The organism is Paenibacillus tyrphae, assembly GCF_024158745.1.
In the GTDB taxonomy this organism is placed as follows: Bacteria; Bacillota; Bacilli; order Paenibacillales; family NBRC-103111; genus Paenibacillus_G; species Paenibacillus_G tyrfis_A.
In genome coordinates this window covers 36,019-60,696 of sequence record NZ_JAMZAW010000035.1, presented here as the reverse complement: position 1 = coordinate 60,696, position 24,678 = coordinate 36,019, and the positions used below count along the sequence as shown (strand labels likewise).

The 24,678-nt window shown below is 48.2% G+C and carries 30 protein-coding genes; 26 read left to right on the top strand and 4 right to left on the bottom strand.

Features of this window, described 5'->3' with window-relative positions:
• The first annotated feature begins 132 nt into the window (after positions 1 to 132).
• From NI000_RS33495 to NI000_RS33440, 12 genes are all read left to right on the top strand, one after another.
• Positions 133 to 378 carry an aspartyl-phosphate phosphatase Spo0E family protein gene (locus tag NI000_RS33495; RefSeq protein ID WP_309247955.1) on the top strand — a complete coding sequence of 82 codons (246 nt, stop codon included), beginning with the start codon at positions 133 to 135 and terminating at the stop codon, positions 376 to 378.
• Positions 378 to 620 (top strand): hypothetical protein, encoded by a 243-nt coding sequence (locus tag NI000_RS33490; RefSeq protein ID WP_253415660.1) that lies wholly within the window; start codon positions 378 to 380, stop codon positions 618 to 620. The genes NI000_RS33495 and NI000_RS33490 overlap by 1 nt, the downstream gene beginning before the upstream one ends.
• A 111-nt stretch (positions 621 to 731) precedes the next feature.
• Complete coding sequence (locus NI000_RS33485) at positions 732 to 1,499, top strand: hypothetical protein (protein ID WP_253415659.1); 768 nt, start codon at positions 732 to 734, stop codon at positions 1,497 to 1,499.
• A 1,023-nt stretch (positions 1,500 to 2,522) separates the two neighbouring features.
• Positions 2,523 to 2,711: a hypothetical protein gene (locus tag NI000_RS33480; protein WP_253415658.1), complete on the top strand. Its 189-nt coding sequence runs from the start codon at positions 2,523 to 2,525 to the stop codon at positions 2,709 to 2,711.
• Between the two features lie 15 nt (positions 2,712 to 2,726).
• Complete coding sequence (locus tag NI000_RS33475) at positions 2,727 to 2,978, top strand: hypothetical protein (RefSeq protein ID WP_253415657.1); 252 nt, start codon at positions 2,727 to 2,729, stop codon at positions 2,976 to 2,978.
• A 61-nt stretch (positions 2,979 to 3,039) separates the two neighbouring features.
• Positions 3,040 to 3,795: an LPD29 domain-containing protein gene (locus tag NI000_RS33470; RefSeq protein ID WP_253415656.1), complete on the top strand. Its 756-nt coding sequence runs from the start codon at positions 3,040 to 3,042 to the stop codon at positions 3,793 to 3,795.
• Positions 3,796 to 3,841: 46 nt separating this feature from the next.
• Positions 3,842 to 4,156, top strand: a complete 315-nt coding sequence (locus NI000_RS33465) for a hypothetical protein (protein WP_253415655.1) — start codon at positions 3,842 to 3,844, stop codon at positions 4,154 to 4,156.
• The gene (locus tag NI000_RS33460; RefSeq protein ID WP_253415654.1) at positions 4,104 to 4,334 is read left to right on the top strand and encodes an aspartyl-phosphate phosphatase Spo0E family protein; all 231 of its coding nucleotides are present in this window, start codon (positions 4,104 to 4,106) and stop codon (positions 4,332 to 4,334) included. Before NI000_RS33465 ends, NI000_RS33460 begins: the two co-directional genes overlap by 53 nt.
• Positions 4,335 to 4,412: 78 nt before the next feature.
• A complete protein-coding gene (locus tag NI000_RS33455) occupies positions 4,413 to 4,556 on the top strand; it encodes a hypothetical protein (protein WP_253415653.1) in 144 nt (47 codons plus the stop codon).
• Between the two features lie 210 nt (positions 4,557 to 4,766).
• Complete coding sequence (locus NI000_RS33450) at positions 4,767 to 5,039, top strand: hypothetical protein (protein WP_253415652.1); 273 nt, start codon at positions 4,767 to 4,769, stop codon at positions 5,037 to 5,039.
• A 146-nt stretch (positions 5,040 to 5,185) separates the two neighbouring features.
• The gene (locus NI000_RS33445) at positions 5,186 to 5,356 is read left to right on the top strand and encodes a hypothetical protein (protein ID WP_253415651.1); all 171 of its coding nucleotides are present in this window, start codon (positions 5,186 to 5,188) and stop codon (positions 5,354 to 5,356) included.
• 379 nt (positions 5,357 to 5,735) lie between these two features.
• Entirely contained in the window at positions 5,736 to 6,020 is a 285-nt protein-coding gene (locus NI000_RS33440) for a hypothetical protein (RefSeq protein WP_253415650.1), read from the top strand.
• Between the two features lie 532 nt (positions 6,021 to 6,552).
• Here NI000_RS33440 and NI000_RS33435 read toward each other — a convergent pair.
• Positions 6,553 to 6,846, bottom strand: a complete 294-nt coding sequence (locus NI000_RS33435; protein WP_253415649.1) for a helix-turn-helix transcriptional regulator — start codon at positions 6,844 to 6,846, stop codon at positions 6,553 to 6,555.
• A gap of 226 nt (positions 6,847 to 7,072) precedes the next feature.
• Positions 7,073 to 7,435: a type II toxin-antitoxin system RelE/ParE family toxin gene (locus tag NI000_RS33430; RefSeq protein WP_253415648.1), complete on the bottom strand. Its 363-nt coding sequence runs from the start codon at positions 7,433 to 7,435 to the stop codon at positions 7,073 to 7,075.
• Between the two features lie 519 nt (positions 7,436 to 7,954).
• Between NI000_RS33430 and NI000_RS33425 the strand changes: the two genes are divergently transcribed.
• Both NI000_RS33425 and NI000_RS33420 read left to right on the top strand, forming a co-directional pair.
• The gene (locus NI000_RS33425) at positions 7,955 to 8,347 is read left to right on the top strand and encodes a hypothetical protein (RefSeq protein WP_253415647.1); all 393 of its coding nucleotides are present in this window, start codon (positions 7,955 to 7,957) and stop codon (positions 8,345 to 8,347) included.
• Positions 8,348 to 9,221: 874 nt separating this feature from the next.
• Complete coding sequence (locus tag NI000_RS33420) at positions 9,222 to 10,064, top strand: ArdC family protein (protein ID WP_253415646.1); 843 nt, start codon at positions 9,222 to 9,224, stop codon at positions 10,062 to 10,064.
• A gap of 49 nt (positions 10,065 to 10,113) precedes the next feature.
• Here NI000_RS33420 and NI000_RS33415 read toward each other — a convergent pair whose 3' ends face one another.
• Complete coding sequence (locus NI000_RS33415) at positions 10,114 to 10,410, bottom strand: hypothetical protein (protein ID WP_253415645.1); 297 nt, start codon at positions 10,408 to 10,410, stop codon at positions 10,114 to 10,116.
• A 122-nt stretch (positions 10,411 to 10,532) separates the two neighbouring features.
• Between NI000_RS33415 and radC the strand changes: the two genes are divergently transcribed.
• The 11 genes from radC to NI000_RS33360 all read left to right on the top strand — a co-directional run bounded on the left by radC (position 10,533) and on the right by NI000_RS33360 (position 19,290).
• A complete protein-coding gene (radC, locus tag NI000_RS33410; protein WP_253415644.1) occupies positions 10,533 to 10,985 on the top strand; it encodes a RadC family protein in 453 nt (150 codons plus the stop codon).
• Between the two features lie 90 nt (positions 10,986 to 11,075).
• Entirely contained in the window at positions 11,076 to 12,092 is a 1,017-nt protein-coding gene (locus NI000_RS33405) for a hypothetical protein (protein WP_253415643.1), read from the top strand.
• 236 nt (positions 12,093 to 12,328) lie between these two features.
• On the top strand, positions 12,329 to 12,898 hold the full coding sequence (locus tag NI000_RS33400; protein ID WP_253415669.1) for a tyrosine-type recombinase/integrase: 570 nt from the start codon (positions 12,329 to 12,331) through the stop codon (positions 12,896 to 12,898).
• Between the two features lie 17 nt (positions 12,899 to 12,915).
• Positions 12,916 to 13,194, top strand: a complete 279-nt coding sequence (locus NI000_RS33395) for a hypothetical protein (RefSeq protein ID WP_253415642.1) — start codon at positions 12,916 to 12,918, stop codon at positions 13,192 to 13,194.
• A 176-nt stretch (positions 13,195 to 13,370) separates the two neighbouring features.
• Entirely contained in the window at positions 13,371 to 13,640 is a 270-nt protein-coding gene (locus tag NI000_RS33390) for a hypothetical protein (protein ID WP_253415641.1), read from the top strand.
• Positions 13,641 to 13,764: 124 nt separating this feature from the next.
• Positions 13,765 to 14,106, top strand: a complete 342-nt coding sequence (locus NI000_RS33385) for a hypothetical protein (protein ID WP_253415640.1) — start codon at positions 13,765 to 13,767, stop codon at positions 14,104 to 14,106.
• Positions 14,107 to 14,128: 22 nt separating this feature from the next.
• Positions 14,129 to 14,479: a hypothetical protein gene (locus tag NI000_RS33380; protein WP_253415639.1), complete on the top strand. Its 351-nt coding sequence runs from the start codon at positions 14,129 to 14,131 to the stop codon at positions 14,477 to 14,479.
• A 693-nt stretch (positions 14,480 to 15,172) separates the two neighbouring features.
• The gene (locus NI000_RS33375) at positions 15,173 to 15,451 is read left to right on the top strand and encodes a hypothetical protein (protein WP_253415638.1); all 279 of its coding nucleotides are present in this window, start codon (positions 15,173 to 15,175) and stop codon (positions 15,449 to 15,451) included.
• 392 nt (positions 15,452 to 15,843) lie between these two features.
• Complete coding sequence (locus NI000_RS33370; protein ID WP_253415637.1) at positions 15,844 to 16,212, top strand: hypothetical protein; 369 nt, start codon at positions 15,844 to 15,846, stop codon at positions 16,210 to 16,212.
• Positions 16,213 to 16,247: 35 nt separating this feature from the next.
• A complete protein-coding gene (topB, locus tag NI000_RS33365) occupies positions 16,248 to 18,641 on the top strand; it encodes a DNA topoisomerase III (RefSeq protein WP_253415636.1) in 2,394 nt (797 codons plus the stop codon).
• A gap of 16 nt (positions 18,642 to 18,657) precedes the next feature.
• Positions 18,658 to 19,290 (top strand): TraX family protein, encoded by a 633-nt coding sequence (locus tag NI000_RS33360; protein ID WP_301292800.1) that lies wholly within the window; start codon positions 18,658 to 18,660, stop codon positions 19,288 to 19,290.
• A 930-nt stretch (positions 19,291 to 20,220) separates the two neighbouring features.
• On the opposite strand, the gene NI000_RS33355 is transcribed toward NI000_RS33360, so the two are convergent.
• Positions 20,221 to 20,823, bottom strand: a complete 603-nt coding sequence (locus tag NI000_RS33355) for a hypothetical protein (RefSeq protein ID WP_253415634.1) — start codon at positions 20,821 to 20,823, stop codon at positions 20,221 to 20,223.
• A gap of 1,705 nt (positions 20,824 to 22,528) precedes the next feature.
• On the opposite strand from NI000_RS33355, the gene NI000_RS33350 reads away from it, so the two are divergent.
• Positions 22,529 to 23,998 (top strand): hypothetical protein, encoded by a 1,470-nt coding sequence (locus tag NI000_RS33350; protein WP_253415633.1) that lies wholly within the window; start codon positions 22,529 to 22,531, stop codon positions 23,996 to 23,998.
• Positions 23,999 to 24,678: the final 680 nt, after the last annotated feature.

Genomic DNA, 24,678 nt, shown 5'->3' with positions numbered 1-24,678 from the left:
GTGCAGCGGTTTGGTCCCAACAATTCCAACACCAGGATCAGGACAGGGACCGGTAATCGTGACTTTGGATGAGCACGGCGTAGGACATTAGAACACAGCACCCCTTAAAGCATTTCCGGATCATTTCCGGGAATGTTTTTTTTATCAAAAAAACGAAAACCCTTAATTTGGATAAATAGCATTATTATAGGTTTCGAGGGGTGCTTTATGAATAGAAGACTAACACAGAAAATCAAGAAGTTACAGCAGCAATTGATACTCCTAGTTGAACAAAAAGGATCATTTACAGACCAGGAGGTGATAAAGCTTAGTCAATGTTTGGATCAGTACATTCTTATTGCTCAAAAGTCTTCTTCTAAGCTAAAGGTGTGTGGCTAATGCAGCATGATTATTTACTCGCCGGGGAAAGTGAAGAACGGATTCGCTACCTTGCCAAGATCGGAGCGATATTTGAACGGTTATACGGCATTAAGAATTTACACGATGCTGAATTCAGAGCGACCACGAATGCCGGTGTTACGGCCAAAATGTTGTCAGAGCTAGGCTACAGTAGCGAGCACATCGAGAAGCTTTTACGCGAGCGCTTGTTTTTTTATAGGGTAAACAAAATGGGACACTAAAATTCTATTACTTTCCAAAAATAAAAAAAATATTTTTAAATGAAACATTTTTCAAGTATTCCACGTTTTATATAATGTTGGAAAAAATTTGTATATGGAGAGTGGATCACTATGAAAAAAATGTTATCAGCGGCAGTAGTTGCAACAGCTCTTTTGGCATCGTCTGTACCTCAATTTGCAAGTGCTGCACCAGAAACTAATGTTGTAACACCTCGACTTGATGTTGCTCCCAACGTTGTAATTGGTTCTGGTATCGCTGCTCCAATTGAAAACAAGGCTAAATTTGAACAGTATCTTTACAGCTTAGATAAATCTGATCCTTTTGTTAGCGAACAGATTCAAAAATACAATAAACTATCTGAAAAGGAAAAAAGTCGTTTGGTTGAACTTATTTATGATCCGAATGTCACTAAACAAGCTTTTGATGCTATGAAAACCGTAGCTTTAGGAAAATCCACTTCTATTTCAAACGGAGAAGTAGTTATTCAAAGCAAGGTAGAAGAAGCATCCAACAAAAAAGGAGCTATCACAACAGCAAGTGAAGAAATAAGCTTCTGGGGGTCGTACTCCTGGACTATGACATTTTTAGGGGTTGATTTAACAACTCTAAAAACAAAAGTAACCTATACCATTGACGAAAATAATAAGGTGCTCAGAGCAGACAATGCTGTGAATTCACACTGGAACATTGATCCTTTAATTATTGTAAATGATGGTGTTTCAAGCTCCTATAAAAGCGGCGACTACGCTTTTGGAAACGGCCCATTTACAGTTTATGGAACTGCTACATTAGGCTTCGTTTCTGCATCAGTAACGGTCATGGTAAAATCAAAACCTGGTGACACTTCTGGTTGGAAAGAATCCGCTATTACCACCTAATGTGGGGTGGTTAGCCCCGATCCTTTCCAAAAACAACAACTCCAAAAGTAAAAAATCGGCTTTGTTCGCATTCTTTGCGACAAGCCGATTTTTTTTTAGGGGGGCCAGTGATCCGTACCTCTTAAAAATAAGTATTTAGGTTGTTGATATAACAAAAATTGATAGTGATGAAAGAATTCCCAATACGAAGAGAGTTAACATTACCCAATAAATTTTGAGCTTTACTTTTTGGTTTTCTATCAATTTCCTTATGAACAAGAATAGTATTAAATAAATTATACTTTGTACGCAAACAGCAGCGAGTAAGTTATTCAAAACGTTTCAACTCCTTTCCTCTTCACTTACAAATTATAACAAATTATAAGTATGCAATCTAGTTTATAGAAATTCTCCCACCTTGATTTTCAGCCTTGAGCGGCGATTTTGATTACGTGGAATAATGCAAAAAACGGCTCGGCTCTTGTTCGCATCCTTTGCGGCAAGGGCCGTTCTTTATTTGTTGCCTCTGCAAATTGGTGGGGCTTTTTTTATTTGGTTTGGATCCCCCAGCTCGTTCAGTCGGGCCGACCAAGCGAACGACCGGCGCTAAGGCGGGCAAGAGCGGCCCACCTAAGCGCCAGTACGTTCCATTGGCCGTCTGATCCTCCTTTGCGTTCCGAAGCCTTTTGAAGGGATTTTGAAAGCGCAGGCAGGGGAAGAAGGTACGTTCCCGGCTGCGCCAGGAACGCGGCCCATTTTTGGCTCTCTTGCCGCCTTCAACACGATACCATAGCCCTTCGGCAGGACAAGGGGTTCGCTGCGCCGCTGCGGCATATGCTCCTTCCCTGCGGTCAGTCCGCTATTCCTCGCGCCCCTTGTCCTACCGAGGCGTCCACTCCACTTGTCTCCGCTCTGCTGCGCCAAATGGAGCCTCCGGGACGCCGATCGGGCGAAGCCTATTCGGGGAAGCTGTTTCGATATGGTATGCGTGAGCCAAGCGGCAAGCTGATGTGGCCGTGAATTCATTCAAAGGAGCGATTCTCAATGAAGCTAACCCAAGAACAAATAAAAGCAATGCGGCTCATGGCCGAGGGGCTTGGCGCTCTTTCCAGGCTGTGGACCGACGAGCTCGGGGAGGCACTGAGCGACGCAGGACTCCTGCCGTTTCGTAGTTTGGACGAAGCCGAAGCCGAATATTTCTACATTGCCGAGACAGGCGAAATCACGAACTAACCGGAGGGATGCGCATTGGAAGCCAAACAAGCGCTGAAATACTTCTTTGAAGAAAAAGTGATCGAGCACCGGACTTTTGTTGTCGAGCATAACGGCAAGCTGCATATGGTCGAAAGCGACTTCCTGCAGGATGTGATTATCAACCATGCACCGCCGCATGAGCAGGAGAAGATCCGGGGAATTATAGCGCGGATCGACTTCCGGAATTACGATGTAAACCACTTCTTGGAACACTTGGCCAGATGCTACGTGTTCAACAATTTCTGAGCGGCCGGGGGATGAGCTTCCCCTTGGCCACCAATAAATTATTGAAAAGGAGCAATCCCCGATGACAAAGGAACGAATTTACGAAAACGAAACGGCAGCCGAAACCGCTAAGAAGATCCGCAAAATGCTGAAAGAGGCATTCCCTAGCATCAAGTTTTCCGTCCGGAGCAGCACGTATTCGATGGGGTCAAACGTGTATGTCCATTGGACGGACGGGCCGCTGCAGAGCGACGTAAATGAGATCCTGAGCCGGTTCAAGTCCGGATATTTCGATGGTGGAGAGGATATGTACGTTTCCACCGGCTATGAGTGGGAAGGAAAGACCGTGATTGGAGCTGAGCACTTTAGCAGTTCGCGGCAGCTTTCGCCGGAAAGGAAGGCCGCTATTGAGGCGAAGCTATCGGAACTCTTCGAGCCTGACATACATGGGGATTTTTGTGTTTTCGAATGGGCGGTAGCCGAAAAGCAGCTGATCGATGAAGGCCAGCTGCAGGGTTTTCCTTCACAGCTTCCGGAACCGGTTGCCGCAGATCCGGAAGAAATCGAAGCGCCTGCAGCAGAACAGGCATCGCCTTCTATTCCGCAAGGATGGGGAAAAGTCATCGAATTTCCCGTCCAGGCTGTCCGCGATCCGGAACTGGCCGCCGAACGGCGGGTGGAAAAGCTGATGAACTCGCTGACACCCGAACAGCGATTGAAGCTCATGTTGCTCCAATCGCTTGTCGGCTCGGATGAAGTGGCCAAGTTACTGCTTGCTGGAAAGTCCACTATCGACGAGATTTTTACAATCATCGCTGAACGGGTTTTCACCAGTTGAGCCGACTTTCCGGCTTTTACCTTACCATCAAAGGAGCTGAATGCTTATGAGTAAGATCCGGGATCAATGGGCCGAGAGGGAGGAAGAGCGGAGTCAAGCCGAGCATGTGAGGGCCAGGCGGGTTTGCCAGATTGTGAGCATGGCCGGGGTAGAATATATCACGGTGGAGGAGCTGCTACGCCGATTCACCCCGGCGAAGCCGTTATCGGCCGAACTGATCGACTTCCGACGAAATGGCACCGATGATAAACTGATCAATGCGCCCCGCGTGAAGGAACTGGCCGGGCCGATGGAAGGAGGTCCCGGACTTGTACGATACGAATCATGGACGAGAACATACAACGAATATTCGAGAGATTGACGAACAAACATTGGCTGAGCTGGCCGCCGCGATCGAGCGCTGCAGGTTGGAGCTGAATGACCTGGGCGCAGCCCTTGGCGAACGTCACCCCGATGTACTGGCCAAATCGCAGCTGCTGGACGAGCTGATCCTGCAGCACATGAAAACTCAAATAAAAAGCAAAAAGCCGACTGCATGAGCCGACTTTTCGAGGCGAGAAATCTTTGCCGGATACCCTCGCCTCCCTATTTTATCACAATGAGGGAGTGCTTGAAAAATGAATCTGATCGATACCGTTTGGTGGAATGTCCTGGGGACCTGCTTATTCTTTGGCGTCTTCGTTGCCCTGGCCTGGTGTTTGTATGATGCGCGTCGGGAAGCTATTTTAGAGGCCGAGCAGGAGTTGCAGCAGGAATGCTAAACTTTTGGAAATTGGTATGATGGTCTATTTTTCTATGGTACAGTATGGCTATAGTGTTTAAAGACTAGAGATGTTGTGTTTACCTGGTTTTTCACTTTGAATATCGTTATCTTTGCACAAATTAGTTTTAGACTGAGCAGCCAAAAGGGTTACTCAATGAATTGGATGCGAAAATAAAGTATTAGACAAGGAATAAGGGGCGAGATAAGAATGCTAATAATTTCAGATCATAAATGGAATAAATTCGTTGCTGATAGTGAAATATATGGTTTTAAGTTAAGTAATGATGAATTCAATTATTATATAAGGTACCACCAAGAAGAAGAATATCCAAATGATTTTTTTGAACTAAGAGTCTGTGTGGAATCAAGAGAAATAAGCATTGAAACCTCTAATGTTCGTTATAGTGGCTTTGAAACGAATGGAGAAGAGTTAGAAGTAATATACGATTTAATAATTAACGGATTTGTAGAAAAGAAGTAGCCAGTCTACAACAAAGAATCTGTTAACGGCGGTTTGTGTGAAGAATGTAATAGTGGGCAGCAAGAGAAATGGGATCGGCAATGGGACGAAGCGGAAAAGAATATTGATTGATTTATATAAGTATCAAAATGAAATAGGGTGGTTTCATGATAGATGAACCGAAAGTAATTAAAGAAAAGTGCTTTTACTGTGGGTTGCCTGTGACAGATCACGACCAAACAACTACTTTGGGCGATCATCATTTATGTGAAGTTTACGCTATGCAATGCGGTGAAAAGCTTGCTTGGGAAGAAGGTGAACATGGTGAAAAAGGATAGATTAGAAGAGACGAGAAGCGAGAAAACTTTCTCCTATTCAATTAGTTTGATTTTTATAGTGATAATTTTTTCGGGGGTAATTTCTCTATACTATTACAACGATGTACACGTTGAGGATATAGCGTTCTTATTAGTGCCGGTGTTTTTATTTTGTGTAACAGTATTGGTAAAAGTGTTAACGAACAAAATGAAACGATATCTGGATGAATAGAAGTTTTTTGCGTGTAAGGAGGCCATTCCAAAATAAGGAGTGGCTTTTCTTATTTTCCTCAAAGAAAACGGTACTAGCCTCCCTCCCATCAACATATTTAATAAATAAATCGCTAAATCGTTAAATGATTTAGTGGGCTATTGGCTCAAAATGAGGGAGGAAACGAAATTGCAGACGCAGGGGAAAGGACCAACCGGACAAGCTAACCAGGAGAGAAAGACCAGGAGTGACAAGAAGCATAAAGTTTTGCCGGCCCTTGACTCAGACACGCACCGTAAATTGAAGCGCCTGGCGCTGGCGTGTGACACGAACAAAACACAGCTGGCCAGTGAGATCATTCGGATCGTTGTGAATCATCCGGACTTCATAAATTGGCTGCAGCAAAAACACCGCGGCCCTGAAGAGTTTCGTATTATACCCGTTCGGCATCCGGACGGCCGGATCGAATACTAGCGGGGATACACGACTCTATCAAGATTTTTGCCGATCTTTTTTAAGGCTTTGGCGCAATTGAGACATAATCCTCCGCGCTGCAGAAACGACTCTTTAGAGCCTCGGCAGCTGCAGCCGCATTCCCTGCATTTCATGTTCGATCATCCTTCCTGGATTCCTATACTATGAAGTATGGCCAGAAAACTCTATGAATATACTTTGGCGGTCCTCCGGATTAATAGGAGGGCTTTTTACGCTGCAGCTGCTTATTGACCTGCAGCCTAGAAAGAGGGCCAAGCGGAAGCCGTCAAGCGAGTGAGGAATAGCGGACCGGCAGAGCCGGGAGCATATGCCGGAGCGACCTTGACGAGCGGTTCCTGTGACCAACCCTTATTATGCCTTCCGAAACCTTGCGTTTCGGGAGCTGCCCCCGGCGAGGGAAAAAGCGGTCCAGCGTGCTACGCTGGGCGGCGTGCGGGGCCGAGACCCCGCGTTTTTTCCACCCTCGAAGTTGCAAAAAAAATCCTCCGTCTACTAAACGGAGGATCTGTCATTACGCGTAGGCCAGCGCAGCGGCTTGTTCATCTATGACCAAATCAATTTTCATGCCTACAGCTTTTGCAAGTTTTTGTAATGTATCAATTCTCGGAATAGAATTCGCGCTCTCGATCCGTGCGACTGCAGATTGTTTAAGTCCTGCAGCTTCGGCGAGTTGGGCCTGAGTCCAGCCCAGATCTTTGCGCCGAATGATGATTTTTGCTACAAGTTTTGCGGTGAAATCAATTGCGTACCGTTCTTCCTCCGGGATCGACGAGAGCGTGTGTTTCACATCGTCCCAACTTTTCATTAAGGTTTCACCTGCTTTTTTAAAATTTGGCTAAAAATAAGGTGGCGTCCCGGACGTTGGTTAAAAATTTTTAAATCTGAGTGAAGCTATTCTGCATCATGATCGGTTCTACGTCGATTTTTAATTTTTGCATTCCATTGGGCCACAGGCATCACCTTCCTTTCTAATATGTCCTTTCTCGATTCATTTTTACGTAACCTCCGTGAGGAGGGAGGGGATTAACCCCTCAATGCCCGTTTCTACTAACCCAATCTTCCATTTCACGCTTTGCTTTTTCGATTTCCTCCGGTGGTGTTTTTTTCGTCTCTTTGCGGAAAGTATGTAAGAGTACAAAATGATTGCCGTTCCACAAAAAGAAAAACACGCGGTGGTCCCCTGGCCGAAGCTCCCAGAGTTTCCCGTCAATATGCTTAGTGAATTTTTCACCAGCTCGGGTTCCACCTTCTTCAAGGATGCCAAGACAATGATAGACTTTTTTAAGCAGTTGTGCTGCTCGTTTGTCCGTCTTGGCTCGTTGGTCCAGCTCAGCAATGAAGTTTCCGAAAGGGCAGTTTTCGCGGGCATCCCTGTAGAAATGAATCTTGTACATAGGATCGCCCCTTATTTTTTTTGCGTTATCTAACGATAACGTTCATGTTATAAATATAACATATAAGTTATAAAAAAGTCAAGGTTTCACCCTTGTTAAGCCAATGCTTATTTGGCTATATAAACATTATTATTTTTCTAGTAACCTCGTATACCTCTTGAAAAAAATTTTTTTCGTTATCAAGAATTTTCCAGGGCCGCGGGGAAAAGGTTCGTTTCCTTCCGGAAACGTTCCGGTTTTTAAAACCGTGAGGTGCCAGGAAAGGTAACGAGCTGGCAAGCAGCTCCTTTTGAATTTAGGATTAGAAGCGTTTTTCCTTACGCTCCGACCTTACCACTCCGCCCCTTTACCAATGCAAGGCAACCCCTAACGGGGTGGACGAAGGGCATTCCACGGCAGGGGCGAGCCGGAAAAACCACCGGCTCACTCCCCTTGTTTCATTCGTCCAGCCTTGCATTGGCGGGGCTTCGTGGTGCGGTGCTACGCGTAAGGAAAAACGAGCAGAGGAGCTAATCGGAGATGACAAAACACTATTCAGTTCAAGACATGGAAGTCGTGCATGATATTTCAATGGCTGCCGGGTACAAGTTGACCAAAGGCGAGATTGATGTTATGGATTCGCGAGAGCTATTTTCAAGAATTCTTGAATGGGCGGAGGAGTTTATGCGATTTCACGAAAAAAGCAGCTGGGACTCTGAGGATTACATCGGAGCCGTGGATGAATTCGCCTTGATGAAATTGGCCGAGGTTTACGGCAGCGAGGAAGAGGCTGAATGCGACTGGTGCGGAGAACGGCATGTTGAAAAGAAGTGTATCGCTTGCAGATTTACCGCTTGTTTCCGTTGTTTTTCTGGAGAAACATGCCCGAATTGCAAAAGTAATTATGTGAAGGAGATAACACCGGCTGAATAAGCCGGTTCATGCTGGTAAATCGATCGGGATCAGGGCCGGGTTAGAACGTGCAATGAAATATATACAAAGCGAGGTTATTCGGATGAAGGTACAAATTTTAAGAGGCGATGGATGGTATAGGGAGAATGTTGGGGGGATCTTCGAGGTGGAAGAAGAAACGACATACTTTCGGACCTCGAACGGCGGGAGACGGGTAAAGCATTATATTTGCACCGAAACCGAACAGGAAGGTTCATGGATCAAGTACAAGTTAATTCAATGCTCTCACGCAAGAAAATTGAAATGAATTAAGCCGGGGGAGAGCCCCCGGCTTTTATATATGGGCTGGCCGGGTTTAGCTGTCGGGACGGTTCGCTTAGAAAATCATCGGACAACCTCTTAATTCTTTTTTGGATCCCCCAGCTCGTTCAGTCGGGCCGACCAAGCGAACGACCGGCGCTAAGGCGGGCAAGAGCGGCCCACCTAAGCGCCGGTACGTTCCATTGGCCAGCTGATCCTCCTTTGCGTTCCGAAGCCTTTTTGAAGGGATTTTGAAAGCCAGGACAGGGAAGAAGGTACGTTCCCGGCTACGCCAGGAACGCGGCCCATTTTTGGCTCTCTTGCCGCCTTTAACACGATACCATAGCCCTTCGGCAGGACAAGGGGTTCGCTACGCCGCTGCGGCATATGCTCCCTCCCTGCGGTCAGTCCGCTATTCCTCGCGCCCCTTGTCCTACCGAGGCGTCCACTCCACTTGTCTCCGCGTTGCTGCGCCAAATGGAGCCTCCGGGACGCCGATCGGGCGAAGCCTATTCGGGGAAGCTGTTTCGATATGGTATGCGTGAGCCAAGCGGCAAGCTGATGTGGCCGTAATCCAATTCAGGAGTGAGACAGCATGAGCCAAAAAATCTATGAAATGGTGACTGACCGCATTGTGAAGCTATTGGAAAGTGGCGTTGTTCCGTGGCGCAGGCCGTGGAAAAGCGGCGCAGCCGTGAACTGGTTGACGCAAAAGCCTTATCGGGGAATTAACGCCGTTTTGTTGGAGGCGGGGGAGTATGCAACGTTCAAGCGCATCACGGAGGCGGGTGGCACCGTGAAGAAAGGCGCAAAGGGTGAAATCGTGGTTTTTTGGAAGTGGCTGGAGAAAGAGAACGGGGAAACCGGCAAGACTGAAAAAATTCCGCTGCTGCGTTATTACAAGGTGTTTAATATTGCGACCCAATGCGAAGGGCTGGAGAGCAAGCGGAGCGACGAGCCGGTTTATGAGCATGACCCCATCGAGGAAGCCGAGCAGCTTATCACCGGCTTTACCGATCGGCCGCCGATCCAGTTCGCACCGGGCCGGGCGTTTTACAGGCCCAGCAAGGATACGATCAGCGTTCCGCCGCTTGAGGACTATCGGCAGCCCGAGGAATACTATTGCACCTTGTTTCATGAATTGGTGCATTCGACCGGTCATAGCAAACGGCTTGATCGGTCCGGCATTACCGAGCTGGCCGCGTTCGGGGATGAGAATTATTCAAAGGAAGAATTGATTGCCGAGCTTGGCGCGGCCATGCTATGCGGCGTCAGCGGCATTGATAATACAACGATCGATAACAGTGCGGCCTACATTAACGGGTGGCTTAGGGCGCTGAAAGACGATAAGCGCATGATTGTACAAGCTGCAGGCAAAGCGCAACGTGCTGCAGACTACATCCAAGGGGTTCGTTACGAGGCTGACGACGAGGAATAACGTGCCCGTAGATTCCGGGGGCTCCGGCCCCCATTCCCATCTTTTGAGGCTAGGAGGCGAAGCAGGCGACCGGCTCTAAGCCGGGCAAGAACAGCCCGACTAAGAGCCGGTAAGCCCCTTTGAAAGCGAGGGCAGGGGAAGAAGGTACGTTCCCGGCTGCGCCAGGAACGCGGCCCATTTTTGGCTCTCTTGCCGCCTTCAACACGATACCATAGCCCTTCGGCAGGACAAGGGGTCCGCTGCGCCGCTGCGGCATATGCTCCCTCCCTGCGGTCAGTCCGCTATTCCTCGCGCCCCTTGTCCTACCGAGGCGTCCACTCCACTTGTCTCCGCTCTGCTGCGCCAAATGGAGCCTCCGGGACGCCGATCGGGCGAAGCCTATTCGGGGAAGTTGTTTCGATATGGTATGCGTGAGCCAAGCGGCAAGCTGATGTGGCCGCAATTCAATCACTGGGGGATTAAGCGAAGATGATTACTATCAATATCTATACCGTCAAGCAATTCAAAGAAAAATCTGCGAAATATGACTTATCCAGCCGGGCGATACGCTCACCACAGGATGCTTATAATATCGTTCAATCCGTTTTGGATCTTGAGCATGAAGCTTGCGAAAAATTTGGAATCTTAACTCTCAATACGAAAAACTTTGTTGCTGGGCTACATGTGCTATCTGTCGGGAATCTCAACTCGACTATTGTTCATCCGAGAGAGGTTTTTAAAGCGGCTATTTTGAACAACGCTGCTTCGCTCGTATGCTTCCATAATCATCCGAGCGGTGATCCTACCCCTTCACAAGAAGACATTAATTCGACCCTGAGGCTAATTGAAGCCGGGCAAATCTTGGGGATTGAAGTACTTGACCACGTGATAATTGGCGAAAAACGGTTTGTTAGCTTAAAAGAGCAAGGCATTTTGATCTAAGGGCGGAAGGAACGTTCCCGTCTACGCCAGGAACGCGGCCGCAGGCTACTGCGGCCGAGATTTTAAGAAAACCAAGGGAGGAATTTACGCATGTCTTTCGATTCTTATTATCCAAAACGCGAAACCGGCTTTGAACGGGAATTGAGCTGGGAGATCCCGCAGGTAGACTATGACTTTCCTAATGACTTTTCTGGACCCATCATTGTAGAGCCATCGGGTCCAATAGAGGATAGCCGGCTATCTGGCATTCCGGAAATACCGCCACACCAAAATGAAATTTATGCGAAGGAATTGCGTGCCGGTGATTATTTTTACGTCCCCTGGATGTCCTCTATCGGGGCATTACGTGCTACAGGGTGGGAAGAAAGTAAGGTTGCACTTTCCTCTAGGGTGATTGGGACGGACGAGAATAACGAGGATCACGGTATTTATGAAAATGACCGGGTTATTCGGGTCCATCGGGGGAAGTTTTCGCTGGATAAGCCAGCGGAGGACATGACGAACAGCGAGGCGCTAGAGGTTGTCTTTCGGTACATCATTGAGCAAACGCCGGGCCTGAAGGAAGCCATCCTGCAGGCGGACAAACTGAATGCCATCCGGATTTTTAAAAATACGATTAAAGGAGGCTATGGGGCATTCACAAAAGGATTGATGTTCGCCGCACGCGAAGACCACGGACCCGATAAAACCGTGGAGCTGCATATCGGGAAAGCCGGAAACCTATTTCCGTTTAAAATTTCCAATTACCGTAATTTGCTCGGACGATATTTTTACGGTGACCTTTCTGTTCCGGACGTTGCGCCTCCGGAAAAACAAAAAACGTTGTCCCTTTATGATCCGGTTCGGGTTACGTTTGTAGACGGCAATATCATCGATATGAAATATTTCGGCCATATGGGTACGCAGCTATGGGGAAAAAATGAGCAAGGGGAATTACTGACGTTTCCACAGGTTGATGTGGCTCAGGTAGAGCTAATTGCGGGAGACATGCAGGCGCAGGAGCAAGAATCTAAGGGGGAACAGATCCAGGAAGTCATCGAGCAGAGCGTTAAGGAAATTCAGACGGTGGAAGTTATCGAGCAGCTAACGATAGATTTTGACAAGTAGGAAGCTCAGGACTCAGTTGGCGCCAGCTCGGGTAGGTGGGGGGGACAGCAAGCGTTCCCCTATCCAAAATACCCATTGCTGAATCATACACAAATTCATTTTCGGTAGATTCGGGAAAACCCGAAAACCCGCGTCACGACTGCGGTTTTTGTTAATCTAACCCTTTAAATCATACACAAATTATGGTATAATATATTTGTGAATGATTCATCAAAGGGTGAAGTATTTTGGAAAAAGTGCAACCGATTCGGGATCGCAAACAAATTGAGGCTATCAAGAAAATCCTAAAATCTTCCAACATGAGAGACTATTGCATTTTCACCCTTGGAATAAATGGGGGTGGTTTACGAATCCACGAGCTCCTGCGTCTCACGCTTGGACATGTGTTAGACGAACAAGGGAACTTGAGGGATCGGGTCGTGATTCGCGACAAAGAGACCGGCAAGGCAAAGGAATTTTGGTTGAATGAAGCAGCTGTGAAGGCCATCAAGGAATTTCTCAGCAAGCGCTCCTGGAATGCGTTAGATGAACCGTTATTTCCTTCCCGAAAAAAAAGCGGCGGGAACCTAGTCGCGTTGAATAGGGACCAGGCCTATAAGGTGATTAATTCGGCAGCACGAGCTGCAGGCATCCAGGAGAAGGTAGGGACGGAAACCCTACGAAAAACGTGGGGGTATCATGCTTACCTCGCAGGCTTCCCGTTGAAGGCCATTCAGAGAATTTTTAATCATTCTTCTGAGAAGAAAACGCGGGATTACCTCGGGATCAAAGAGGAAGAGCCTGCACGTATCAATTTGAATTTATAGCCGAAAGGATGGGGCAAATGGAAAATAAAAATAGGTTGGAGCTTAACCCGGCGCAAATCGTTGTGCTGGCTGCGTTTCCGGATATTGAGAAGGCACTTTACACGAAGTTTAAGGAAGGGTACAAGGTGCTGGCCATCAAGTACGAAGCCGACAAGGCAACCAGACATGAGAGCCTGGATATTACTTTGAGCAAAGATTATGAACGTTTTTTCCTCATGCAGGGGAAAGGTCACTATGCCGGCGGATTTTCGCACGTGACTTTTGGACGCGAGGGAGAGCGCGGGGTATTTCTGTGAAAACTATGGATAGTAGAAAGGAAGACGATAAATTTGTTTGACAATGAAACAATGAATTGGATCAAATATTTTATCTTATGGGCGGCTTTAGGAATCGCTATAGGAACAACCATAGGTTATATCAATATTAAATTAAAGAAACGGCGGAAATGATTAACCTAAAGGATGGGATATTTGTGGTTAATTTTATAGCCGGTGCTGGCTTTGTGATCGGCATAATGGGTACAGCTTTTTGTATTCACTATCGTATTAATCTAAGGAATAAATTCGAAAGTAAATTGTTGCAACCAAGCTTTGAGCGGCATTTGGATGTGTACGATGAAGCCGAGTATCAGCATAAGGATTTTGAATCGAAAAAATGGTACTGGTTGTTCTGTGCTATGACCTCTCTTTCTTTTGTACTTTTGGTTTTGGTTAATATTATCATTCCAAGAATTACAACATAATGGGAGGTGGACATGTTGCATAGGAACAAAGTTATTAAATACGGGATGTACATAGTCATGATAGCTTTAGGATATTTTCTTGGCTATGTAACAAGATGAATTGGAGGTTATCTTTGTGCTTACTATGAACGATTTTCTAGAAGATGGTTATTTTTGTGTCCGATCGGGTGTCGATGACGGGCAGACTTTCCAGCATGTTAATCAGGCAATTAATTCCCTTGTTACAAATCCTGATTTGGTTCAATCAGTTGTTTTCTATGATGAAGAGGGCGAAGAGGATTTTACGATTTGGTACAACGCCGAGGGAAACAAGCTCATCTGTGAATGCTGGCGTCCCGGTAGCCCAATGGAACCTGATGTGTTCTTGCCGCATTGTGGGCTGGATTATACCGGATACTCGAAAGTTGAGGAAAATTTGTATCCCCCCGAATTTTATATCGAGTGGGTTGTTCATTTGGTTGAGTAACAAAATGAATAGGAGTGTCTGTATGCCAAAAAACAGTATTGCAGGCGAATGGTATGCAGAAAAGGAAATAGTTAACGGCGTCTTAACGGGTGAAGCTGGTAGATCGGGAAGCTGGGAGATTTTGTCCAAGGTAAAGGAATTTGCCGAAAAAGATTTATCATGGGTATACAATGCACAGGTTCACCGCACAATCTACCCTGCGGATAAATTCCGAAAAGAAGCTTCTGAACACATTTCAGTAGTATTCGATGTTGGAGACACCTATATTAAAATTATTTCTTGCAATATTAACTATAAAGATTCAAATGAGCCTTATGTGTTAGATACAAGTTACAACAAGTCTTATGTATGGTCTATGGCAACAATGCTTTAAGCAACTTTTTGAATAGGGTGGTTTCATGGGATTCTGGGGATGGCTACTGTTTATATTTGGTGGAATTTTAGTTCTTTGTTTCGGAATTGCTTTGACTAGAACGATAGATAGATTTTGGAGTCCCTACCGAAATCGTAGATCGAGGAAGTAACAATTTGAATACTTACGTACAGCCAGAGAGTTATTTGAAAAATTGGATGTCCGCAATGAAGTCCCGTGGAGTCCAGATGCAACAAAGGGGTGAAAGCTTATTCTTTACGTCTATAGTCTTCTAATAGCTGCTTTCGTTGGAACCTTAATCTTAATAGGCCCAAGGATCATTAAACGGCTTATTTGGGAAAGTAAGAAGGCTAATTTTGATGGTTGGAATAAAAAGGGGCCTGTTGAGTCAATAACCGACTACATGCCCCATAGCGAATGTACGAAATTCATTGCAAATTTGTACAAATCGCTTCTCGATGATAAAGAGATCGAAGACTTGAACATCGATACTAGGACGCTGCCAACTAAGCTTTCTTTTTTTAAACAAGGAAAGAAATATGTGTATTTCTTGATTCCGGCCCCGGAGGGGTCAGGTGCAGGAAACCAATATCAAGTTACTCTTGTCCTGCAGGAGTATATGGGTTCGAAGCATAGCCAGGCGTGAAAGACGAGCCTCTATGATACTGCCGGTAAAAGGGAGGATGGGAACGAATGACAGCGCCATTGTTAAGTATTAATCCGCCTACTTCTGGCAATTACGTTACCCCAATGCTCAAAAAGAAGGAGGCCATACAAATTATTGATGACTATTCCCAGATGTATAGAAGAGATCCGGAAGTTCTACATATTTTGATGGACTCTAACGAAAAGTTGATGGTTTTCAAAAAAGAAGCTGCCCGGCTGAATGTGATTTTCTATTCGATTGACAACGTAGGCACCTTTTTAAGGTCTAAACGTTATCGTGTCCTTGAATCTAGGTTTGAACTGTAATGCGGCATATGAACGAAATTTTAATAGGGATTACTACGAGAAGGAGTGAACACATGAATTGTCCTCGATGCCAAACCGGAGTGATGGAATCGGTAGGATATATTGAGCTAAAGCCTGGACCGCTGCAGCTCCAAATCACCGCCACCGAAATTCCGAATACGCCAGCGCTCGATATCCGAGTGTGCAGCAAAGACGTTTGCGGATATGTGCAAATGGAGGCAGTCCCGGGATCCCTCTCTTCGGCCAAGAGAAATAACAGGGATATCCTTTTCCAAAAGACCGGAGACCGCCGATAATAGTCTAACACGAAACAAGCCTATTGAATATGAACATAAATGCCTAAATATTGCGTCAGATGAACAAGTAAATATTTTTAGAACAGGTGGAGGACTATGAACGCTGATAATTTGGGTGCTTCGCGAAAGATAGATATCCTAAGATTGCTGAAACGAACTATTTATTTTGCTTTCGCGGTTTTGATGGTGAAGCTAATTCGCTATTACATCCTATCTCACCAGGAGCAAGTCGGTGCTTTCGTGACAGAATTACATAGCAGTGGGGTAAGTACGGCTGATGCGATCCGGACGCTCATGATTATGCTTATGATTATAGCCTGTCTTGTAATTATCAGTTTGATCGTGTTTCGGAGATGGAAGGCACTAGACGGAAAAGTGTTCTATATTTTTTACTTTTTAATTCTTGATGCGTTAATGGTCTATTTCTTCCCCGGAGTATTCGAGTCATTGCTGGGGCTCAGGTGAATTCGATAATATTACGTGTGATAGAGGGGTTAAATATGAACGTGATTCTTGCAGAGAAACCGGACATGGGCCGCAACATTGCGGAGGCGTTGGGTGCGGCTAAGTCGAACCGGGGATACATCGAACTGAAAAACGGCGATGTCGTCACTTGGGCGATCGGACACATCATCCGTTTGAAAACGCCCGATGCATATGAGCAGTACAAAGATTGGAGCATGGAGTCGCTACCGGTGATACCGGAGCCGATGATGTCAGAAGTCGATCCGGATAAAAAAGACCAGTTCAAAATCATTAAGGAGCTGCTGGCCAAAGCGGATTGCTGCGTGATCGCAACAGACCCAGCCAGGGAGGGCGAGCATATAGGCCGAACGATCATTTCCGCGTGCGGTTACAAGGGGAAGCTGCAGCGGCTTTGGATTAGCGACTTGACCCCGGCTACAATCCGGACCGGCTTTCAGCAGCTCAAAGACGGATCCGAAACCTTACACTTGGCCGAATCGGCCAAGGTGCGGGCCTATGCTGACTACTGGATAGGCTTCACGGCCACGCGGTTCTTTACGCTGGCCGCCCAGGAAGTGACTAGCGAAAAGGCGGTGCTATCTGCTGGCCGCGTGCAGACGCCAACGCTCCGGATTGTTTACGATCGGGAAATGGTGATTGAGCAATTTACACCGCAGCCGTTTTACGTCATTGTGGCCGACATGCAGGCGGCAAGCGGCAGCTACAAGGCTCAATGGTTCAAGGACGTGGACGAAGGCCGTATATACCGGTTCGAATCAAAAGAGGATGCGGAAGCGATCCGGAAGAAGATTGCTGGCCAAACCGGTACAGTCTTGCAATATGAGGAAAAACAAGTGAAGCGGTACGCGCCGCAGCTGCTTCAATCAAGATCGATTAAGACCGCCGCCCGGAAAGAACTGGGCTTTAGCATGGAAAAGACAGTGAAGGTGCTGCAGAGCGTGTACGACAAAGGATTCGTGACTTACCCGCGCACATCGAGCCATCACCTGTCCGAGAACGTTGCCGATCAGCTGGCCGAACGGCTGGCAGCGATCCGCGTCGAGAGCAAATACAAGCACCTATTTCCGGACGAAATCCGGAGTTTGAAAAGGAAAAGCCGGTTCGTGGACAATTCGAAGGCAACAGAGCATCATGCTATCATTCCCACCGATATCAATCCAACCGGTTTGAGCGAGGATGAGGAAAAGCTATATGCGCTCATCCTTCGCCACACGCTGGCAGCACACCATCCGGAAGGTTTGGACCGAGAAATTGAAGTAATAACGGGCGTAGCCGGTGAAACCTTCTACACCAAAGCCGTTTCCGTCCTGGAAGATGGCTGGCGTAAGATCATGAAGCCGGAGGCCGAGGACAAAGAACAAGAAGGTATCGACCAGGCGCAGCAGCCGAAGCTCCCACAGCTGCAGAAAGGTGACAAAGCAACCGTTCAGAAAACAGACACGCTCACCGGGAAGACGAGCCCGCCGAAACGGATGGCCGAGGACGAGCTGGAAAAGGCGATGGAGAATGCGGGGAAAATCATCGAGGATGACGACGAGCTGGCGGAGCTGCTAAAAGACAAAGGCATCGGTACACCGGCGACCCGAGCGGGAATCATCAAGGAGCTGGCGAACCGGGAATACATCGAGATTAAAAAGAGCTTGGTTTACCTTACCGACAAAGGCCGCAACTTCATGGAATTGGTCTATAACCACCCACTGGCCAGCATTGAGCTGACCGGGGAATTTGAAAAAAAGCTGGCCGAAGTGGCCGATGGGAAGCGACTCGCCGCGGAAACGTTGGCCGAGTTTAAGCAATTCGTACATGAGATCCTGGCCACGAGGGCGGAGCTGCAGGCGCATATCCGGGATCGTTTGCAGGGCAAGCCTCTTTTTCAGAACATCGAGGAAGTGGCCACATGTCCGAGCTGCGGCAAGCCGATTGTCGAACGGAAAGACTTTTACGGCTGCACCGGCTTCAAAGATGGTTGCAAAGTCACGCTGCCGAAGCAGTTTTTGAAGGTCAAAATACCGGGCAAAGTCGCCCGGGCTCTCTTGGAGGGCAAAGAAGTACTTTTCCAGAATATACCCGGTGAATATGGCCCTTACAGCTTGTTCGTGAAGTGGAGCGAAAATAAGCTGCAGACCCGCAAGCCATCCCAAGACGAGCTGTCGCTTGGTAGCTGTCCGCATTGTAAAAAGCCGGTGATGGAGAAGGAGAAATTCTACGGCTGCACCGGCTTTAAGGAAGGCTGCAAATTCACGCTACCGAAGGAATATCTGGGGAAGACGATCACACCGGTGCAGATCCGCAAGCTGCTCAAAAACGGCAAGACGGATGTCATTAAGGGGCTCACCGGTAAGCAGCGTACTTTTGATTCGGCGTTAGCATACGATCAAAACGAACGGCGGCTTGTGTTCGTCAAGTAAAGAAAGGACTTCGTTCATGCAGATACTCGCCATGTTCAGCATGTTTGCCGATCACACCGGGAAAATATTTTTCCCGGATGTGATCCTGTGGCAGCTAATCGGCCGAATGGCTTTTCCGATATATTGCTATTTCATCGTTATCGGCTATCAACGAACAAGTAATCTAAACAAGTATTTTTCTCGTCTTTTCTTGCTTGGACTGGTATCCCAGATTCCGTATATGCTGGCGCTCAGGGTACAGGGTATTAATGCAATTGGTACCCTTTTTCTCAGCCTGGCGGTGCTTTACGCGCTGGATCAGATCAAAAGCAAAGGGCTTAAAGCAGGCATTGTTATCCTTGGTGGTTTCCTGCTGGAATTCTTGACTTTTGACTATGGCTCATACGGGCTCCTGCTCGTTCTGATTTTCCGGTATACCAAGGGGCATAAGATGGTGGGAGCACACTATCTTTTGAATATAGCCTTCCTTTTTTACAAAGGTTGGTTGCTCCAACTCGCCAGCGTTGTTATCTCAGCTGTCATTGCTTATACACCAAGCCTCATAAGGTGGACCGAAAGAGTTAGGGTTCCAAGATGGCTTTGGAGATCCTTTTATCCAGCTCATTTCGTTTTTTTATTCCTTCTTGCTTTGTTGGTTCAAAAGTCGTAGTAAGAATACAAAAGACGAGTTCCAAAATTTGTGCTTTGTGATCCAAAATTTGTAAAAGTGTAACGTACTCTTTACACTTTTTTGTAGCGTATGCATTACATACGTGTTAAGATAAAAGAAAAGTTATATAAAGTTGTACAAAGTTATACTTTTGGTAACAATAAAAAAAGACCATGAAACTGCGCCAACAGTTCATGGTCGGATGGATAACAAAGCTGTGATTAGCCCACGGCGCGTGAAAAATCGGATTAAGCGGAAAGACCACCGAGCCCTCTAAGCATACGGTGGTTTTTTCATTTGCGCCGCTTACGCTTGAGCCATCTGTACAGCTTCCGAACGCTGAACCAAAGACTCAGCAAGGGGGCCAGTACCTTTAAGGCGGTGTAAAGCGTTGCAAATGTGGCCAGGGCATTCACCTCCTTAAAGGCAATCTGCCGCAGGCCACCACCGTTCTGTTATCATCCATGGAAATTATATCATATATTCATAGAGTACGCCTATATTAATTATGCATCTCATCCGGACGCAGTAGCCGCGCATCAGCTCCGCCGACCTGGCACGCCGGGATCCGTCCCGTCCCCGGCTGCGGTCGCTGGCGGCCGTCCGGATCGCCGTGTCCGCGCATCACAGTCGTTCTGAGTCTCCTTCACGGTACGTTAGCGCTGCCTATTTTATTTTCAATCCGCTGTTGTTTTCGACTATTCAGCAAAGCATTTCCACGTTTAGAAATCAAGGGTGGCTACGCCAGCCCTGCGGGCAGACCCTAGATTTCTAAACGCGGAAACGCTGATTTTGCTGCGTCGAAAACAACGCTCCTTGAAAATAAAATAGGCAAGATCAGCTCCACCAAACCCTAAAGGAGGTCATCTGAACATGGTGATTGACGGTATCGAGTATCCCGAATTGAAATGGGTTTCCAACCCGAAGGTTTTACGCTCTGCAGCCGGTTACTACATCGGCCGCACAGCCAAATACAAAGACGATGACGCAGAAGTACCGTTTGACCGTCTTAGCGGTTATTACCGATTCGAGGAAGATGCAGAGAAAGCCTTGGAGGGCTAAGCCCCCCAAGGCTTTCGGCCTTGCGGCCGTTCGTACCGATGTGGCCGCAAGGCAGCCACATCGACCGGCACGCCGGGATCCGTCCCGTCCCCGGCTGCAGGAGCTGGCGGCCGTCCGGATACTGTAGTCGCGGATCAGCTGCGCCGACCGGCACGCTGGGATCCGTCCCGTCCCCGGCTGCGAGCTGGCGGCCGTCCGGATGCTGTAGTCGCGGATCAGCTGCGCGGACCGGCACGCTGGGATCCGTCCCGTCCCCGGCTGCGAGCTGGCGGCCGTCCGGGTGCTGTAGTCGCGGATCAGCTGCGCGGACCGGCACGCTGGGATCCGTCCCGTCCCCGGCTGCGAGCTGGCGGCCGTCCGGACGCCGTAGTCGCGGATCAGCTGCGCCGACTGGCACGCCGGGATCCGTTCCGTCCCCGGCTGCAGGCGCTGGCGTTCGTCCGGACCGCCTTGCCCTCGCAGCAGCTGCACGACTGGCAGGAAGGCTTCTTGGATTCAAAATTAAGCTTCAAGAGTCCAATAACATTGAGTCTGATACTAATCGAGGTTTGCCCCATTTTCATGTAGACGTTCTCCTTTTCTTTTAGCTTGTAGGTGGTGAAGTGTGGTAAAGCAAGGCAAAGCAAGTAAAGCGAGGTAAAGCGAGCTTGCGGTAAACAGCAACAGGGCAGCGCTCCCGGATTCTCCATCTCTCCCGAAGCTCTGCCCTGTATCTATGCGTCTTTTTTGGCATTAAAAAAGACAAACACGGTAGCCGAGATTTCGAGAGATGAATGGATGACTAAAAATGGGCAGACGGATAGCGCTGCTCCAATTTTCCATTTCTCGAAATTCTCCGCGATACCGGTTTGTCCTGTGGTTGTTTATAGTCGCTACACTTTTATTGCTCCCGAAGTGTATGACATCAATCCTTAGAACGAACGAATCTACGAAAAATTTTTTACCTTCGCTGAGTGAAGGAATTTAACATTTACAATGCTCTACGCACTCATAGAGCTTTCGATTGTCAACGACATCAACCGTGTCATTGATCTTTGGGCGGTACAACAGAAAAGTAACGGGAGCGTCCTTTACTGCCGACACATTTCGGATGTTACGAATTTGCTCGTTGGTTGATCCTTGCCCTAATCTTCATTATGGCTAACATGAGCCATATCACTACTAAATCTTACCACGTTCAAAATTAAGCTGCAAGCGTCAGAGTCGAACTAGCCTATATGTATGATCAAACGCCCCTCCCGAGCGCCTAGCCCAAGCCGTCAAGCGAGCGAGGAATAGCGGACCGGCGAGCCGGGAGCATATGCCGGAGCGACCTTGACGAGCGGTTCCTATAACCGACGCTTGACACCGCCATGCCCCCTATGGCATGGCCCGCCCCCTTTAGGGCGGGGGGTGAAGAAAGGAGTGCAGAGGAACCGTGTTCCTTTGCCCGAAGCCCCCTGGGGGGCGAGGATCGGGGGAAACGCAAAAAGAGCTGCCCCGACAAAACGAAGCAGCTCTTACATCTTTTTTCCTTCTTTCGACTTCCCTACTCTCTCAAACTATGTTACTATATGTTTATTAAATGTGAATTTTCGAGATTCTTCTGAATCTTTTAACAACTGAAAAGGCCATCGTTTCAAGCGGCTAGAGTTTCCTAGGCTCTAAGCTGCTCCGTCCGATCATACCATCGGCGAAACAGGCGCTCAAATCAATGACCTACTTTCAGCAATCAATATGGGTTGAAACTGGTAAACCAGTTAATATACCTTTATTGTATCATTGGGAAGCTTGAATTTCAAGCGCTTCGATGCGATTGGAAGTAGTTACATAGGACTATTTTGTAGTAGGACCTAGAGCCCTGGTTTCTCCCTTGTGAGGTGAGGACCAGGGCTTTTTTGCGTTCTCGGATTGCGATGGGAACGGCTTAATAAGCTGTCCCCCATTTTAATCATAGATAGTACATAAAGACCATAGAAAACACCCGGCGCTCAATAAAATTCCTTTTTTTTGGAAAATGACTATCGAGGGCTTAGTTTCTTATTGCCTTTTTTCATAGAAACTTGGTAATTGGTAGCGTTGCAGAGTCGGTCTAATTCAAGATAACAACCGTATAGCGCTCGAACATTTTCTAATTTTTGGAAAATAGTATTCGAGGGCCTGCTTTCCTATTGCATTTTTAAGGGAGGACTGCCCGATGTCTTTAGCAATCATAAACCACGAAGAAGCGCTTGTACCGCGCAGTCAAGCGGAACGATTTTTTACCGAGCTGTACGGTGGTCACATGAAGCAGTTTCCGAAGCGGTCCGGTCCTCGTAAGAGAACCGGAAAACATGACGTTGACCGTCAATGGGTATTCGTTGGCAACAAAGAGCGCATGAAAAGTGTGGCCACGCTGGCGACTCTCTATGCGGTGCTTGTGGATTCCACCGTCGATACAACCTACTATACGCCGAATGGCTATTATCGGCGCGATCAGCGCCTTACGGAAACGTTGCGATGGTTGAATGCGTTCGTATTTGACCTGGATCAGTATGGCGAAACGCCGCAGGAAGTGTTCGACCGCATCGATCGGGCCGGCCTCCCCTGCCCTACCGCCGTAGTTCGCACGCCAAGCGGAGGCTTTCATATTGCCTACTTCTTCACCCAACCCGTTCGAGCGACGGAACGGGCTGTCCGATTGTATTCGGCTATCATGGGACACATGGCGATGGACTTAGGAGCGGACTTGGCGGCAGTCGGCGCGAATCGTATTTTTCGCACGCCAAACGAGCAAAATCTTATTCACTTTGATCCAGTTATCCGGTATGACTTTGATGTGTTCAAGAATTGGCGGGAAGTCAACCACCCTTACGATCCGGACAATGCCGGTTACGTGAACATCCAAACCGGCGACCTAATGAGTCATTCGGCGCTACAATATCTTCTCACCGCTTATTGTCCGGAAGGAAAGCGCGAACAAACCGCCCTTACCCTAGCGCTGGCTATGAAAGCATCTGATTGGCCACAGGCCCGCGCAGAAGTCGCGCTGCAAGATTGGTTTATTGCGTGCTGTGACAAAGGCGCAAAAGCTGGCAAAAAGCCGTTTACACAGCGGGAGGCGGTTTACAAGGTAGGTTATGTCTACCGCAAGTCGAACCTTCATGCGCCGAAGGCCGAGCAGATCCGGGAACTGACCGGCCTTCCCTTCTACTACCAAACGCGTAACCATTGGGAGAGCGCAAAACCACGATCCGAGCGTGACCGGGTGCATCTGCATGAGTGGAGAGCAGACATACTTGCGCTGTTGGAAGTCGAAAAAGAGATTTCAGGAACGCAGCAGGAGCTTGCGAAGCGTTTGAACTGCCCGCTAACATCGTTTAAGGCCGCTCTTGGCCAGCTGAAAGCTGCTGGAAGTGTGATCGTGGAAGTACGCAAAGGGCGCTGCGGCATGACCGTTTTGCGCTTTCCGGAACCGCCGCAAGAGAGCGAACCGGAAGAAGACAATGTACTACCTTTCCCAGAGCTAACAAGCGACGAGAAAACGGGACAGATTCGGCAACCGACGACCGTTATCATTCATGCTGATTTCGAGGAGCGGAAAATCCAGCGCATCGAGCATCGAGCAGCTGCGTCAGCTGTCGACCAAGGCGCCCCTTCTGAGCCGGACCCGGAAGGCCCAGATTAAAAAGTTCATACTCCATATACAGGGGGTAGGGATGGTGGGCGGGTGCCTTTCCTTCCCCGTAATCGGAGATGGTGCTTTGCGTTAGCAAAGCGTCCTTCTTTACTTCCCCTGTGGGTAACTCTGCGGCCGCCGTTGGTTTTATGCACAGCCTTTGTTTGTTTTGTTTTTGGAGACTTTTACCTGCGAATATATATGAGTCTCCTTCCAGACCACTGTTTACACCTGTTGGCCGCACCTGCGGCCTCCACAACATCCGCGCCGCAGGAACTGACGCTCACCGGCACGCCGTGTCCCCTGCTCGTTCCTGGTCGCGGATGCTGGCCGTCCGGACCGTCGCTGCCGCGTTGCAGCTGCTCGAGCATACCGGCACGCTGCGTTTCCTGCTCGTTCCTGATCGTATGATCTGTCTGTCTGGACCTTCGGGGCCGCGCTGCAGCTGCTCGAGCATACCGGCTTACTCCGTTCGCGGGTCGTTCCTGGTCGCAGGAGCTGGCCGTCCGGACCGTCGCGGCCGCGCTGCAGCTGCTCGAGCATACCGGCTTACTCCGTTCGCGGGTCGTTCTTGGCTGCAGGAGCTGGCCGTCCGGACTGTCGTGGCCGTGCTGCAGCTGCTCGAGCACACCGGCTTACTCCGTTCTAGGGACGTTCTCGGCCGTAGGAATTGGCCGTCCGGATCCGTC